General features: G+C 40.7%; 12 protein-coding genes. 6 read left to right on the top strand and 6 right to left on the bottom strand.

Features of this window, described 5'->3' with window-relative positions; translation table 11 throughout:
• Positions 1-33: 33 nt before the first annotated feature.
• Positions 34-876: a NifU family protein gene (locus NOS7107_RS23355; protein WP_015115404.1), complete on the top strand. Its 843-nt coding sequence runs from the start codon at positions 34-36 to the stop codon at positions 874-876.
• Positions 877-958: 82 nt separating this feature from the next.
• On the opposite strand, the gene NOS7107_RS29520 is transcribed toward NOS7107_RS23355, so the two are convergent.
• Genes NOS7107_RS29520 through NOS7107_RS23345 form a run of 3 tightly spaced genes read right to left on the bottom strand, consistent with a single transcriptional unit; the run spans position 959 to position 2,345 of the window.
• Positions 959-1,126: a hypothetical protein gene (locus NOS7107_RS29520; protein ID WP_253274475.1), complete on the bottom strand. Its 168-nt coding sequence runs from the start codon at positions 1,124-1,126 to the stop codon at positions 959-961.
• Positions 1,127-1,184: 58 nt separating this feature from the next.
• Entirely contained in the window at positions 1,185-1,841 is a 657-nt protein-coding gene (locus tag NOS7107_RS23350) for a hypothetical protein (protein WP_015115403.1), read from the bottom strand.
• Positions 1,842-1,871: 30 nt separating this feature from the next.
• Positions 1,872-2,345, bottom strand: a complete 474-nt coding sequence (locus tag NOS7107_RS23345; protein WP_015115402.1) for a hypothetical protein — start codon at positions 2,343-2,345, stop codon at positions 1,872-1,874.
• 379 nt (positions 2,346-2,724) lie between these two features.
• On the opposite strand from NOS7107_RS23345, the gene NOS7107_RS23340 reads away from it, so the two are divergent.
• The 3 genes from NOS7107_RS23340 to NOS7107_RS29760 all read left to right on the top strand — a co-directional run bounded on the left by NOS7107_RS23340 (position 2,725) and on the right by NOS7107_RS29760 (position 9,838).
• Positions 2,725-6,606 (top strand): DUF2157 domain-containing protein, encoded by a 3,882-nt coding sequence (locus tag NOS7107_RS23340; RefSeq protein WP_015115401.1) that lies wholly within the window; start codon positions 2,725-2,727, stop codon positions 6,604-6,606.
• Positions 6,607-7,055: 449 nt separating this feature from the next.
• Entirely contained in the window at positions 7,056-9,647 is a 2,592-nt protein-coding gene (locus tag NOS7107_RS23335; RefSeq protein WP_015115400.1) for a CHAT domain-containing protein, read from the top strand.
• Between the two features lie 68 nt (positions 9,648-9,715).
• Entirely contained in the window at positions 9,716-9,838 is a 123-nt protein-coding gene (locus NOS7107_RS29760) for a hypothetical protein (protein ID WP_301280983.1), read from the top strand.
• Here the strand turns inward: NOS7107_RS29760 and NOS7107_RS23330 are convergent.
• Positions 9,830-10,777 carry an NAD-dependent epimerase/dehydratase family protein gene (locus tag NOS7107_RS23330; protein ID WP_015115399.1) on the bottom strand — a complete coding sequence of 316 codons (948 nt, stop codon included), beginning with the start codon at positions 10,775-10,777 and terminating at the stop codon, positions 9,830-9,832. The two genes, NOS7107_RS29760 and NOS7107_RS23330, sit on opposite strands and share 9 nt — an antisense overlap.
• A gap of 466 nt (positions 10,778-11,243) precedes the next feature.
• Between NOS7107_RS23330 and purD the strand changes: the two genes are divergently transcribed.
• Both purD and nblS read left to right on the top strand, forming a co-directional pair.
• On the top strand, positions 11,244-12,530 hold the full coding sequence (gene purD / locus NOS7107_RS23325) for a phosphoribosylamine--glycine ligase (protein WP_015115398.1): 1,287 nt from the start codon (positions 11,244-11,246) through the stop codon (positions 12,528-12,530).
• A gap of 102 nt (positions 12,531-12,632) precedes the next feature.
• Positions 12,633-14,525 carry a two-component system sensor histidine kinase NblS gene (gene nblS / locus NOS7107_RS23320; protein ID WP_015115397.1) on the top strand — a complete coding sequence of 631 codons (1,893 nt, stop codon included), beginning with the start codon at positions 12,633-12,635 and terminating at the stop codon, positions 14,523-14,525.
• A gap of 35 nt (positions 14,526-14,560) precedes the next feature.
• Here the strand turns inward: nblS and NOS7107_RS23315 are convergent, their stop codons facing one another.
• Together NOS7107_RS23315 and NOS7107_RS23310 are read right to left on the bottom strand one after the other, a co-directional pair.
• Positions 14,561-15,595 (bottom strand): ATP:cob(I)alamin adenosyltransferase, encoded by a 1,035-nt coding sequence (locus NOS7107_RS23315; RefSeq protein ID WP_015115396.1) that lies wholly within the window; start codon positions 15,593-15,595, stop codon positions 14,561-14,563.
• 127 nt (positions 15,596-15,722) lie between these two features.
• Positions 15,723-15,965 (bottom strand): HigA family addiction module antitoxin, encoded by a 243-nt coding sequence (locus NOS7107_RS23310; RefSeq protein ID WP_015115395.1) that lies wholly within the window; start codon positions 15,963-15,965, stop codon positions 15,723-15,725.
• Between the last annotated feature and the right edge of the window lie 86 nt (positions 15,966-16,051).

The following is a 16,051-nucleotide window of genomic DNA, read 5'->3' as shown; positions in this document are numbered from 1 at the left end:
ATCACCATAATTTCACACTTCATACTTTTGTTAATGACAAACCTCGAAGAATTCGTTGAAGAAATTAACCGCTTTGAGGCAATTATATCTGAGTGGGATGAAAGTCAAAGGTGTGTAGCTGTCGGTCTGAAACGAGCGATTGAAGCTTTGCATAAAGAAGCATTGACACGGTTGATTAAAAGCCTCAAACAAGAATCAATTTCAGCTTTGCGTCAGGCTGCGGATGATGAGGTTGTGTATGCAGTTTTGCTGTATCATGACTTAGTTAAACCACCACTTCCACCAATATTACAACGCATTCAAGCCGCCTTAGAAGAAGTCCGTCCGGGATTAAAAAGTCACAATGGAGATATAGAATTAGTCGCCTTTAAACCACCTGATACTGTAGAAGTTAAATTAATAGGAACTTGCAGTAGTTGTCCAGCTTCTCATTTGACTTTATCTCAGGGAGTGGAACAGTCAATCAAAAATTATTGTCCAGAAATTAATAACGTAGTTGCGGTTGGCGATCGCTCTACGGTAGATAATACCAACACTGGTTTAACTACTCCTTTTCCGCCCACAATTACAACTGCTTGGGTGAGGGTAGCAACTGTTGAGCAAATTCCCGATTTAGGCATATATGCTCCAAAAGTTGCCGGACATGCGCTCATTTTATATCGGCAAGGCGATCGCATTACCTGTTACCGCAACGCTTGTTCTCATTTAGCCTCGCCCCTGGATACTGGTAAAGTGGAAAATGGGATCATCACCTGTCCTGTACACGGATTTCAATATCAACTAGATACTGGGCAATGTTTGACGGCTGATGTACCTTTACAGTCATATTTAGTTCAGATTAAGGGTGATAAGGTGTTTGTGAAATTTTCTCGGTGATTCTACTTTGGGAGGGTATGAGTAATGTTTTTAAACCCAGAGAGGCGCTGAGGTAAACGTAAAGTTACGCAGAGGGGTGCATCTATACAGCCCTACAGATTTTTGTGTTGATATAAACAGGCTCAAATTGCCAAACAATGCGATCGCTACTATCCATTGGTAAACCCACTACCTGAAAGGTAAAGAAGCGGATGGGTAATAAATCAAGATATCCTTCAGCCAAGGGTTTTCCTGAGAATAAACTTATCAATGCTCACTCTTGTTGTAGCTTTCATGGTTTCAGAATCATGATCTCTCGATTATATGCGCTACCTATGATTGAAACTCCTAATAACTTTTCTCCGTTTATTGTTACTACCGTTAGTCCTTGAGGGACTATATCGATCAATCAAGGTATTAAAAACACTGTCAACAAACCTATCACTGAAACCAATTAGGAATGAAAGAATAAGTATTAATTCATCACTTTTTACTTCCCTGCCTGTAGAGTTTTCTATATTTCCAGAAAGGATAGAAATTCCTGAAACTATGACTAGATAAAAAACTGATCCTAGCACAACTCCTTGTACATGTCGGGTAAACATCCATTTGATTAAATCACTAAACTGGTAAATGGACTGGCGATTAAAGCGGTATAAAGTTGCGGCAAAGCTACCAATAAAACTCCATATAATTACTTGAAAAGGTACTTTGATAATTGGCACAATACATGTAGATAGAGAGTCCCCACACCATGAAGTAAATTCATTTCGCTTATAAGAAAAGATTGCTATCAAAACAATTAAAGCGAAAGCTATTAAACCAACTATGTAAAGACTAATCCATTTAACAATTTTATTTTTTCTTTCCTTGTCCTTGCGCGCTAGAGTTTCGACACGGACTTTACGCAACTCAATTGCCGTCATAGCACCTATGATAGCTACCGTATAATCATCTAGTAAATCTACACTTACTAATATATTCACCAAAAAATTTTCGCTATTTTTATTTTCTATTTATGAATCTCCGAATTTGTTTTTTAGCGTTAGGTTAATTGAATCTAAAAATTTGCTGATTATTTGGCAGTGAACCTCTGATTCTTTCCGCAGATCATCATGCCCAATTTGAGAAAAAGCTATTCGAGTTAATTCTTCTCTAACGGATATAGGAATAATCGAATGCTTAAACAAACTTTGTAATCTTTCTTGGGCAAGTTTGACATCATCTTCAATACCAATAATCATCTTTTTGTCATCAATGGAAAGTGACTCTTTTTGAAAATAGTCAAGGTTATTTAATTTTCTTTTTACATCTTTTAAAGATTCAATATCAACCGAATTTGATAAATTAATTAGTGGTTTATGATCATCAGTGTCATATGCAAACCGTGAGCGTAATTGAATAAGTTCAATCAATGCTTCCGCTACAGGGAGTAACCTATTGGTTAATCTCTTTAACTCCTGAATTTTGTCATGGATTAATTCACTCATGGCTTCTCTATCAATAATCCTCCAACCATATCTCAATCAAATGTTTTAGCTAAACTTCTTGTAACTTTTGTGCATACTGAATTTGGGACAACGCCTCTAAATATATAGTTATAGGAGAATAACGGCAGTAACAAATAACTATTGCTTCAACATTACTGATTGGCAGTTCTGCGGAATATTCCTCAACCCTAGTTACTGTTCTTCGGTCATTTCGGCACGGAAGATAATATATTTTCGTCCCATTAGTTAATCTTAAGGAATCGGGATTTTGCTACTACCTTAAGATATTCTAGCGATCGCTCTACTAACTGGCACAAGTTGAGTCAAGATATACTTTACCCAAAACAAGATTAAGTATATACCTACACGGCTGACACTTATGTCATCGTCCCCAGAGCGCCCGTTAAAAATTCACCTGACTCTACCATCTTCCCATCCGCAGCTATTGGAAGGATTGGATTTATGGCTACGCTTAGGTTTAATATCTGATGCCCAAGTTAAGCAGCTATGTCGAGAATATCTCACTTGTGCAGTAGTGTTACAGCCGCAAGGCGCACCAGAACCACAGGTAGCAGTTGCAACTCCGAGACAGGCTGAAAAACCATTAATTGCTTATTCGCCACCACCGCCAAAACAGCCTACTCAACCCAATTTTGTCACTCAGATGTTGCAATCTCTGGGGGAAGAGTTGAGTGTGCGCTGGCTATTATTTTTAGGTGTATTTTTAGTCGTACTATCCTCTGGGGTATTAGCTGCAAGTCAGTGGGAAAGGTTTCCTGCTGCGGGACAGTATGGGGTTTTATTTGTCTATACTTTAACGTTTTGGGGTTTAAGTTTTTGGACTGCTAAACAAGCTAATCTGAGATTAACAACTCAGACATTGTTGATTGTCACCTTATTTCTTGTGCCTGTGAATTTTTGGGCAATGGATAGTTTCGGGTTGTGGCAAAATCCGCTTAATTGGTTGACAGTTGCGATCGCTGCTCCTACCCTAACTTTCATTACAGTTTTACTCTGCCAAAATCGTACAGTTTTTCCCAACTCCCGCATTAGCAAGTTACCCCTCATCAATATCCTGGCGTTGAGTTATTTACATTGGGGTTGGAAAATCAAGGTTTTTCCTTTAATTGCTGTGTATGCAGCGATGATTGGGACAACTCTACTGACTGTATATTACATTCGTCGCCAACAACGTATTAACGCCGAAAATCAACTCAGTTTATTTGTTACTGTCATTGTTTATTCGCTGATATTACTGCTATCACGAGCAATTTTTGTCGCTGGGGTAAATGTCACTCAACTGGGTTTAGCCATTGGTGTCTGCGGTTGGTTGATTACTTGGTTAGTACAGCAGCAGGAGGCAGACGGCAGGGGGCAGGAGGCAGAGGTATATAATACTCAGCACCCAGCACTCAATACTTTTTGGGAATTATTGGGAGGTATTTTACTCTTCCTTGGTTGGGCTGTCGCTGTAGTCGATTATCCAGGGCAAGCTTTGGCTGTGAGTGGTTTGGCTTTGTGGTATGTAAGTCAGCGTTTGCAGAGATACAACCTAAATTTTGACTTAGCGGCGTTGTTCGCTATTGGCTTACAGTCGATTTGGCTGGGTTGGCGATTAGTCCCCCTGGGAATGCAACAATGGACGATCGCAATTGCCACAAATCTCACGCAGGCGCAAAATGAACCTTGGGCGTTGCTGAGTTTGGCATTATTTCCTTATTTAATCTTTATGGTATGGTTGGGCGATCGCTTGCGTCACACCGAGAAACGAGATTTGGCGAATTTTGGCGAAGCACTCGCACTATTATTCGGCACTAGTTTAACTACTATCGCCACAATTAATCCTACTTTGCGATCGCTAAATTTAGTTTTTTCTACCATTACCCTGGTTGTTGTCACCAAACGCCGTTCACCATCTTCCACGCCTTTAATCTACCTGACTCACGCCCTAGGATTACTGGCAATTTTTTCTGTAATTGATTGGTTATTACCAAATCTCTCCTATTACTACTGGGCAGGTATTTTGTTAACCCTGATGCTGGCAGAATGGGGATTTAGTCTTGGCAGTGGTGTATGGCAACGTAGTGCATGGTATTTTGGCTTAGGATTATCGATATTCAGCTTTTTTCTCTTGTGCGTAAATCTCCTCTCATCTTGGAATGGTGTAACTTTTAGCCAAGCACATTGGGGAGTGATGTGGTTAATTACACCCTTATCTTTAACAATTTTAGCCAGTCGCACCACAGCACAACGCCGCACTATCAGAAGTTTCTTGAGTCTTCTAGCTGTAGTCATGGTGCAGTTATTAACTATCCCCCTACCCGAAACAAGATTAATTGGTTTGGCTGTGGGTGTAGGTGTGATGTATGTCAACACCCGCTATCTGAGAAATCAACCAACAGCCGGATTCACCATCGGTTTAGGACTGAGTTTTGTGGCGGCGTTGCTGTGGGAAGGTATACCGGGATTACCCCACCTAGCTATTGCCGGTTGGTTAGTAGTTGGTGCGATCGCCACTTTGAGTTTATGGTTAATGCGGAAAGTATTGCAACAACGCAACCATGAATTAGCAGATATATATGCAGATGCTAGTGATAAATGGGCGATCGCTTTATGTTTCACAACATTATTATCACTGACGATACACTCATTCTTCGTTTATGATGCCGCTGTCACTCCAGGAGTATGGTATTTAGTAGCAAGTGCCATTACTTTAGTAGCCATTACCTATCGTAGTTGGCGAGAACCCACAGATTGGGCATTTTACGCCATTGGTTGGTGTGTAGAATTATTCCTAGCTGAAGTATTAGCCTTTGGAGAACGTTCGACAATTAGAGTGGCGATCGCTAATATTGCTTTAGGTTTATTCACCCAACTTTTAGGGGAATGGTGGCGACGACGATATCAGCCTGAAAAGCTTCCTAGCAGTTTACATATTTTACCTTTAGTTTATGGCGCATTTAGTGTTGTACTCCGTTTAAACGCTTTTACCGAATGGACAGGTTTATTTACCTTGGGTGTAGCGTTAATCATTATTGGTGTCGGGAGACGACACCCAGATTTCAAACCTCTGCTGTACTTTGGCATTATTGGCGTATCAATTTCTGCCTATGAACTCTTGTTCTATCAAATGTTCCAAGCCACAGGCGGCGGTTTTGGCGATGCTTTAATTGCCATGTCCACTTTGGGGACAAGCATCATGTTAGTTTACAGCCGATTATCCCCTTGGTTAAGCCAATACTTACGCCTCAGCCGCGCAGAAATCCAAGGCATCGCCCATCTACACTGGGCTTGGAGTAGTGTACTATTAATGGCTGCCATTACCTTGCCCATTCAAAGTAACCGTCTTGTGGGATTGGGTACAGGGGCATTATTAATTGTGTATGCCATTTTTCAAGGACGAGGTACTAGTAATTCGCCCCGTGTTCTGGGCAGAATCACCGTAGAAGAAATGTGGGTTTACCTCGGCTTATTAGAAGCAGCCGGAATGCGAGTTTATTGGCGAGAAACTGCCGTTGGACAGTGGATAACCGGGCCGTTAGTACCTTGGAATGGGGCTATTGCTTGTTTAACAGCTTACTTCTTATACAGCTTACCTTGGGAAAATTGGGGTTGGTCAAAAAGACCTTGGCAACTTGCTGCATACATTCTGCCATTAATAATTTTATGGGAAACTAGACTGCCAGTTTACCCAATGACACTGCTCATAGTCGCGGGATTTTACCTCATCTTAGCTAAGGTGAGTAACAATATCCGGGTGACATATATCAGCGTCGCCTTAATTGATTGGGCATTATTTAAATGGTTGCATCAATTAAATCTCACTGATGCCTTGTGGTATTTTACCGCCAGTGGATTATCACTGTTGTACATTGCCCAAATTGATCCACAGCTAAAACTACCTGAATATAAATCATCTCGGCACATTGTCAGACTTGTAGGTATGAGTTTAATTTGTGGATGGGCGCTGTTCTTTCATCAAAATAGAGTTTTTATTCCCGGAATATTCAGTCTCATTGCTATTTTTGCCGGATTAGCTTTGCGGATTCGCGCTTTTCTCTATGTCGGGACAGCTACTTTTTTAATTACCAGCATTTATCAATTAGTCATTCTTAGCTTAAATTACCCGTTTTTAAAATGGGTGATTGGTTTGCTACTGGGCATTTTACTCATTTATATCGCCGCCAACTTTGAAACTCACCGCACCCAAATTAATAGCTTACTTCGCAACCGCAGTCATGAATTGGATCAATGGGAGTAATTAGTTTTCCGCCATACACGCTAATATATAAGCCCAAACACATATCTTGCACCTAGCCCCGACGATTTTAATCGTCAGGTGCAAGATGTATGCGTATTTTTGGGGTTACTCAAAATTTGCGATCGCACTACATCCAAATCTTGCTCATTCATGACTGTGAGATTTTAAGAGCCTTTGATACTCGTGAATGAGTCTCGGAACTTCATTAATGAGTCTTTGATACTCGTGAATGAGTCTCGGAACTTCATTAATGAGTCTTTGATATTTGTGAATGAGTCTTAGAACTCCATTAATGAGTCTTTGATATTTGTGAATGAGTCTTAGAACTCCATTAATGAGTCTTTGATGCTCATGAATGAATCTTTTATAAACGCTACAGATAAAAACCTATAAACTTAGACTAAATCTAACCTTTTTCATTAAAAATTACGTAAACGCAGCTTCGCCCAGTGTTTTGTAGAGAAGCACGAGTCCGCAAGCGTCATTACAAATTACAAATTAAACCCATGCACTTCAAACTCTGCAAATATGCCCTCATCGCCTTGCTGACTACAACTATCAGCATCAACTTAGATTTACCCAAACTAAATTTTCTCCTCAATTCCAACTTAGTCGCTTCAGCACAAACCCCAAACCCACGCAAAGCCGAAGCAGATAGACTGTTAGACCAAGGTGTTCAGCAGTATCAAATCAGTCAATTTGAAGCAGCATTACAGTCTTGGCAACAAGCACTCAATATTTATCGTGAAATTCAAGACCGTCAAGGTGAGGGTAAAGCACTAGGAAATCTCGGTGTTGCTTACGATTTACTAGGAAACTACCCCAAAGCCATAGAATACCAGCAGCAGAGATTAGCCATCGCCCGTGAAATCAAAGACCGTCGTGGTGAAGGTAATGCACTAGGCAATCTCGGTAATGCCTACTATTCACTAGGAGACTACCCAAAAGTCATTGACTACCAGCAGCAAAGTTTAGCCATCGCCCGTGAAATCAAAGACCGTCTTGGTGAAGGTAATGCACTAGGCAATCTCGGTAATGCCTACTATTCACTAGGAGACTACCCAAAAGTCATTGACTACCAGCAGCAAAGTTTAGCCATCGCCCGTGAAATCAAAGACCGTCGTGGTGAAGGACAGTCACTCGGAAATCTCGGTAATGCCTACTATTCACTAGGAGACTACCCAAAAGTCATTGACTACCAGCAGCAAAGTTTAGCCATCGCCCGTGAAATCAAAGACCGTCGTGGTGAAGGACAGTCACTCGGAAATCTCGGTAATGCCTACTATTCACTAGGAGACTACCCAAAAGTCATTGACTACCAGCAGCAAAGTTTAGCCATCGCCCGTGAAATCAAAGACCGTCTTGGTGAAGGACAGTCACTCGGAAATCTCGGTCTTGCTTACGTCTCTCTAGGAGACTACCCAAAAGTCATTGACTACCAGCAGCAGAGATTAGCCATTGCCCGTGAAATCAAAGACCGTCTTGGTGAAGGTAATGCACTAGGCAATCTCGGTAATGTTTACTATCTTCTAGGAGACTACCCAAAAGCAATTGAATACCAGCAGCAAAGATTAGCCATCGCCCGTGAAATCAAAGACCGTCTGGGTGAGGGTATAGCTTTAAACAATTTAGGACTGGCTTTCTACAAATCTGGTAATCTCCCCGCAGCCGAGAAAACACTGTATGAAGGAATTCAAGTTCGGGAATCTCTGCGGGATCAAAAATTAAATGATACTAATAAAGTCTCTATTTTCGAGCAACAAAGTCGCACTTACCGCATTTTACAAAAAGTCCTCATCGCTCAAAATAAAACCGATGCAGCTTTAGAAATATCCGAACGCGGACGCGCCAGAGCGTTTGTTGAATTACTCTCATCTCGCTTGAATAAAGATAGCAACGAAATGAAATTGCTCTCCGCACCAACAATAGGTGAGATAAAACAAATTGCCAAACAGCAAAACGCTACCTTAGTGCAGTACTCAATTATTTACGATGACTTCAAGGTAGAAGGTAAAGAACAAACGCAAGAATCAGAACTGTATATTTGGGTAATCAAACCTAACGGTAAAGTCACATTTCACAGCCAAGACCTTAAACCATTGTGGCAAAAACAAAACACCAACCTGGAAAATTTAGTTAAAAGTATTCTTGGTACAAACACTCGTCTTTGGAAAAAACCTCTACAGCAACTCCATGAAATTCTGATTCAACCAATCGCCCAAGAATTACCCAAAGACCCTAATGCTCATATTATTTTTATTCCTCAAGCATCTCTATTTTTTGTGCCTTTCCCAGCCTTAAAAGATGCAGACAATAAATACCTCATTGAAAAACATACCATCCTCACTGCACCGTCAATTCAAGTATTAGATTTAACTCATAAACAAAGGCTCCAAACACGAAACACATCAAATCAAAATGCCTTAGTTGTTGGTAATCCCATCATGCCCCGTGTCGCTTACAAACCTGGGGACAAACCAGAACAATTAGAAGCTTTACCCGGTGCAGAAATTGAAGCTAAAGAAATTGCGCGGCTATTAAATACCAAAGCCATCGTCGGTAAAGATGCAACCAAAAACCAAATTTTAAAACTGCTACCAAAAGCCCGAATTATTCATTTAGCAACTCATGGATGGGCTGATGATATTCGCGGTTTAGGCAGTTGGATTGCATTAGCACCAAACCCAAAAAATCAACAAGAAACAGGTAATGGCTTACTCACTGCTGAAGAAATATTAGATTTAAAACTGCAAGCCGAATTATTTGTCATCAGTGCTTGTGAAACTGGAAGGGGACGCATCACCGGTGATGGTGTGATTGGTTTATCTCGTTCGATAATTTCTGCTGGTGTTCCCAGTGTGTTAGTTTCCCTGTGGTTAGTTCCCGATGAAGAAACGCAGTTACTCATGACTGAGTTTTATCAACATCTGCAAAAAAATCCAGATAAAGCCCAAGCATTACGCCAAGCCATGTTAGGCAGAATTAAAGAAAATTCTCTACCAATTAACTGGGCAGCATTTACACTAATAGGCGAAGCGTAACCCAATAAAATCCTGAAAATGTTGGATTTCGCAAAGCCTCAACTCAACCTACGCCTGACCTAAGAATAATGCTTCTAAGATACAGCGATCGCATATCTCCAAAAAAGCGATCGCTGAAGTTTTCAGAAATTTGTGACTTTTACTCCTCAAATGCGATCGCATTACATCCAAATCTTGCTCATTTAATATAATCCTTTCACCCACTGCCATTCTTGTGCTAATCCTTCCCGCAGCGACACTTGCGGCTGATATCCCAAAATTTTCTGGGCTTGGGATATATCGGCCGCAGTGTGGCGTGCATCTCCCATTGCTTTTTCAATGTAGTTTTTCTGAATAGGTTTACCGACAATTTCTGCCATTGTGTCCAAAACTTCTGTTAACACAACTCGGCTACCACCACCAATGTTTAAAATTTTACCAACTGCTTCCGTTATATTAGCCGCAGCCAAATTTGCCGCAACAACATCACTCACAAAAGTAAAGTCTCGTGTCTGCTGTCCATCCCCATAAATTGGAATTGCTTGATCCTGCAAAACAGCTTTGAAAAATTTATGAAATGCCATATCTGGGCGTTGTCTCGGCCCATACACTGTAAAATAGCGTAATGCCACAATCGGCACATTAAAGTTTTTCTGATATAGCCCACACAAACGTTCTGCGGCTAACTTAGTAATGCCATAGGGTGAAACCGGATGGGGACAAATGCTTTCATGAGTTGGTAAAGTTTCCGCATCACCATAAACACTAGATGTGGAAGCAAACACCAATCTTTTGAGTTTTTTTGCATCCTTGGCTGCTTCTAATAAAACTTGTGTAGAATTGATATTACGTTCAGTATAAGCACGGAAACCATCACCCCAACTAGCCCTAACTCCTGCTTGTGCTGCTTGATGGTAAATAATTTCCACATCTTGGAGTAAGGTTTGCCAATCCAAAAACTGAATATTTCCTTCAATTAATTTAAAGTTCGGCCAGCAGCTTAAATGAGCAACATTCTTACGTTTGAATATTGGATCGTAGTAATCATTAAATTCATCAATACCGATTACTTCTTCTCCTTGTTGTAGCAGCACTTCTGTAATGTGAGAACCAATAAAACCTGCCGCTCCCGTCACAATAATTTTCGCCATGTTCTCTATTTACCTGTTTTCTAATATTTCCCTGACTGCAATATTCACAGGTTAATACTTATCTTGTAGAAACGTCACCATTTAGCAGTAATGTTTAAATTAATCATGAAAATATAGCAAAATTACTTACGTATATTACCTAAGATTAATTTAATTTCAAACATAATAATTACAGTAGAATTCCGAAGTCGGAATCATCATAGTCTCTCTACCTAGTTTTATTACCTAAATAATGTACTTTTATTAACAAGAAATATGCTGTCAGTAAGTTTATTTATACCTTTGCCTGATCAAGGACTTGCATCAGTACCTAAATTAGTGAAAAATTGATCCGCGAGTAGTTCTAGTACATAGCTGTCATTGGCAATAGCGCAAAGGTTGGGGAGATGAAGTCTTTTGACTTTTGACTTTTGACTTTTGACTTCCTAGAGTATTCTCATGTCACAAGGGACGTAAGAGGAAATCAGTGAAAGTTTTAGTTGTCGGTAATGGAGGGCGTGAACACGCCATAGCATGGAAGTTATTGCAATCAGAGCAAGTTGAACAAGTGGTTTGTGTACCTGGAAATGGTGGTACAGCCAAGATGGCAAGGTGTCAGAATTTGCCCTTAGCAGTCGATGATTTTGCAGGTATCAGCCAATACGCCCTAGCAAATGACATTTCTTTGGTAGTGGTCGGGCCAGAAGTCCCACTGGCGAAGGGAATTACAGACTACTTACAAGCGCAAGGACTAATGGTATTTGGCCCTGTCAAAGCCGGGGCGCAAATTGAGGCCAGCAAGGCTTGGGCAAAGGCACTGATGCAGGAAGCTGATATTCCGACTGCTAAGGCTGCGGTATTTACGGAGGCTGGGGCAGCTAAATCATATATTAAAGCTCAAGGTGTGCCGATAGTTGTCAAAGCCGATGGCTTGGCAGCCGGGAAGGGTGTAACAGTTGCCACCACAATAGAACAAGCGGAGAGCGCCATTGATGCCATTTTCCAAGGGCAGTTCGGCAGTGCTGGTGAGTTTGTTGTAATTGAAGAGTGTTTAATTGGGCAAGAGGTATCAGTTTTAGCTTTAACAGATGGGTTAACAATTCGCCCCCTGTTACCAGCCCAAGACCATAAACGAGTCGGTGAGGGTGATACAGGCGATAATACTGGGGGGATGGGGGCATACTGCCCAGCGCCCATTGCCACACCAGAATTAATGTCACGGGTGCAAACAGAAGTTTTAGAGAAAGCGATCGCCACTCTCCGCACTAAAGGCATAGACTATCGTGGTGTGCTTTACGCCGGCTTGATGATTACACCGGAAGGCGACTTTCAGGTGTTGGAATTTAACTGTCGCTTTGGTGATCCTGAAACCCAGGTGATTTTGCCATTGTTAGCCACACCCTTGATAGATTTAATCCTGGCTTGTGTACAGCAGCGGTTGGCGGAACTGCCCCCCATCGCTTGGCACAGTGGCGCAGCGGCTACTGTGGTGGCGGCCTCTGGTGGTTATCCAGGGGATTATCAAAGGGGCAAGGTAATTACTGGCATTGACGCAGCAGCAGCAGCGGGAGTTACCGTATTTCATGCCGGGACAAACTTGAACGACCAACAGCAAGTTGTCACTGATGGGGGAAGGGTATTAAATGTGACTGGCACAGGAGAAAATTTTCCGCAAGCGATCGCCCAAGCTTACACAGGTCTGCATTTCATTCAGTTTGAAGGAATATATTATAGGAGAGACATTGGCTATAAAGTGCTGAGTACTGAGTGCTGAGTCAATGATATTAACTCTAGCCCCTACCATGTTGAACAAATTAACTGTTAATTTTTTAGTTGTTGGGGTTTATCACAAAAACTACTAACAACTGTATTAAAAATGTTAGCTCTGTTAAAAACAATCCGAGAAGCTATCGCCAATTGGTGGTCAGATTTCACCCTCCAAACTAAGCTTCTAGCTGTTGCCACGTTAGTGGTTTCTTTGGTGATGAGTGGTCTGACCTTTTGGGCTGTAAATACAATTCAGCAAGATGCCCGTCTGAATGACACCCGATTCGGCCGCGATTTGGGACTACTGCTTGCTGCTAACGTTACCCCTCTCGTTGCGGAAAATAATCTCACTGAGGTTGCCCAATTTTCCCAAAGATTTTACAGCAGTACTTCCAGTGTGAGGTATATGCTCTACGCTGACGAAAGCGGCAAAATCTTTTTTGGCATTCCCTTTTGGGAACGAGAGGTGGAAAACTCTTTGTTGACAATTGAGCGGCGCATACAATTGCCAGAAGATTATCCTGGTGATAACGATAAGCCAATGGTGCGGCAACATAACACTCCAGATGGCATCGTCACCGATGTATTTGTACCCCTCATCGTTAACAAAAAATACCTGGGTGTATTGGCTATTGGCATCAACCCCAACCAAACAGCAGTTATTTCCACTAATTTCACTCGTGATGTCACCATCGCCGTATTTATCACAATTTGGGTAATGGTAATTTTAGCTGGGGTAATTAACGCTTTAACCATCACCAAGCCAATTAAAGAACTGCTGGTTGGTGTGAAACAAATCGCCACTGGAAATTTCAAACAGCGTATCGATTTACCCCTAGGTGGCGAACTAGGAGAGTTAATTCTCAGTTTCAATGATATGGCAGAGCGTCTAGAACGCTATGAAGAACAAAATATTGAAGAACTCACTGCCGAAAAAGCCAAGCTAGAAACCCTAGTTTCCACTATTGCTGATGGTGCGGTGTTGATTGACAACAACATGCAGGTGATTTTAGTCAACCCCACAGCACGCCGGATTTTTTGCTGGGAAGGCCATGATGTTGTAGGTAGTAATGTTTTACATCAATTACCCCCAGCTATTCAGATGGAAATCACTCGTCCCCTTTACGAAATGGCTGCGGGTGAGTGCGATAGCGCTGAATTCCGTATTCATCTCAACCAACCAACCAAGCGCACAATTCGGATTTTATTAACTACAGTACTCAATCTCCAACGGGAAAGTATTAAAGGAATTGCGATTACTGTACAAGATATTACGCGGGAAGTAGAACTCAACGAAGCTAAAGGTCAATTTATCAGTAACGTTTCCCATGAACTCCGCACACCGTTATTCAATATCAAATCTTTTATTGAAACGCTGCACGACTACGGCGAAGACTTGAGTCTAGAACAGCGTCAGGATTTTCTCAAAACAGTTAACCATGAAACCGATCGCCTAACTCGTCTAGTTAACGATGTTTTAGACTTGTCTAAGTTAGAATCTGGTCGGAGTTACAACTTTGATGGCGTAGATCTCGCCCAAGCTATTGAACAAACACTGCGAACTTATCAACTCAACGCTAAAGATAAAGGTATTGAACTGATTCAAGAAGTTGCACCTAATTTACCGCTAGTTTTGGGTAATTATGATTTGTTACTCCAAGTATTAGCTAATTTAGTCGGAAATGCCTTGAAATTTACCAAAGCGGGGGGTAAAGTAGCTATCCGCACCTACCAATTAGATCCCAAACCCCACGCTCCTAATCAGTCTCCGCGTGTGCGCGTGGAAATATCTGATACTGGTATTGGTATCGGCTCAGAAGACCAACAGGCAATTTTTGACCGCTTCTTCCGTGTGGAAAACCGAGTTCATACTTTAGAAGGTACTGGTTTGGGTTTATCAATTGTCAGAAATATTGTGGAAAGACATGGGAGTAAAGTTCACTTGGTAAGTGAAATTGGCATCGGTACAACTTTCTGGTTTGATTTAGCTTTATGTGATTAGAAACTATTAATTAATAGCAAAAATTGCTGAACACTTCATAATCCAGGGAGTGAACGTGTGTAGTTAGGTAATACCTTTAAACCAGTTCCTTCCAATGTAAGATTAAGAGCTAGTTCAATCGCCTTTTGGCAATGTTCAGCGCTACAAGTAAAGTTAGAATCACCATGTACTACTTTGTTCCGAAATCCACGTACAGTATTAATATTTTGGTACGTCGGAAATGGAATTATGCCTGATAACTCAAGGATATTCGAGATGACACTTACCGTATAATCACGTCCAGTAAGTATTTTTTTCCGTTCTGTTGAAATTCGACGAATTCCATCAGGATAATCCCGATTAGAAGAGTCAAGGTATTTATTCCATATTCTGATGATTGCTGACTCACTCACAAACCAAGCTAAAACTAGCGAAGTAGAGTAATTTCCAATTTTATATTCTGATAAGCTCTTGGCTACTTCAGCAAGGTTGTTCAGCAGACTAGTATTAGCTGTAGCAATTGAGTATTTAGCAAATAATAAATCAAAAACATCTTTGGAAAGAGAGTGTCGATGATACATACTAAAAATATTGTCGTATGTAAACAAATAACGTCCTTTTTGGTAGATAGAAGTTAGACTTTCAGTTGCAATGATTTCTACGTCACAGTTACCATCTTCAAACCGTATACGAATTACATCTCTATTTGTAATTTCTGATAAATTAAAGTATGAGAACTGTTTAAATTCAATTAAAACAGCATCTAACAAAAGATAAAGACAATTTATATAATTTAAATACTGTCCTAATAATTTGCTTTCTGTTTCAAAATCACCGTTATCTCTAATTTTGTCAATTTCTTTTTCTAACTCTTTAATGTGAACCAGTATCCTTCCATCTTTACAAATCCAAAGTCGGAAGTTATTAGTTTCGTATGAGAATGTAATAGCTGACATTAACTCATAAAGCTGATTCTGGATTTCAGAGGGTTGCGTCTGATTTTCAATATTCAGCAGAGTTTTAATATCAATGGGAGGCTCACCAGCCCAGAATGGACGGGATGTATAAAATCCGGTGAAATGTTCAATCAATCTAGAAACTCCAAGTAAAGTACTGTCAAAATATTTTGTATTTTGGGTGAAAGTGTAAACCAACTAATGATATAAGGAAAACAGCCAAACTTTTAACTACAAAAATATCTCAATTCAAAAATTAAAATTAAAAGCGATATTTGGCTTCCAAGTTAGTCCAAAACTCAGGAGAAGTCCCCAAGGCGAGTGAGAGTTTGATAGCTATTTCAGGTGTAATTTGCTTGTTAATCCGAATAATTTCGTTGATAGTTTGAACTGGGCAACCCATAATTTCGGCTAAATCTTTCTGTGTCCAGCCACGGGCTTCTATTTCTCGACTTAAAATTTTTCCTGGTGTTGGTACTCTCGCTGGTGCTAAATTCTGGTTCATATTAAGGAAATCTGAGCTAAACTGCCTTACTATTTATCCTACAAAACTTACATATGTACATATAGGTTGCACAATATCGAACCACA

Origin of the sequence: Nostoc sp. PCC 7107 (genome assembly GCF_000316625.1) — a bacterium.
Classification (GTDB): Bacteria; Cyanobacteriota; Cyanobacteriia; order Cyanobacteriales; family Nostocaceae; genus Nostoc_B.
The sequence above is the reverse complement of the archived record's forward strand: the minus strand, read 5'-3'. Positions and strand labels throughout refer to the sequence as shown.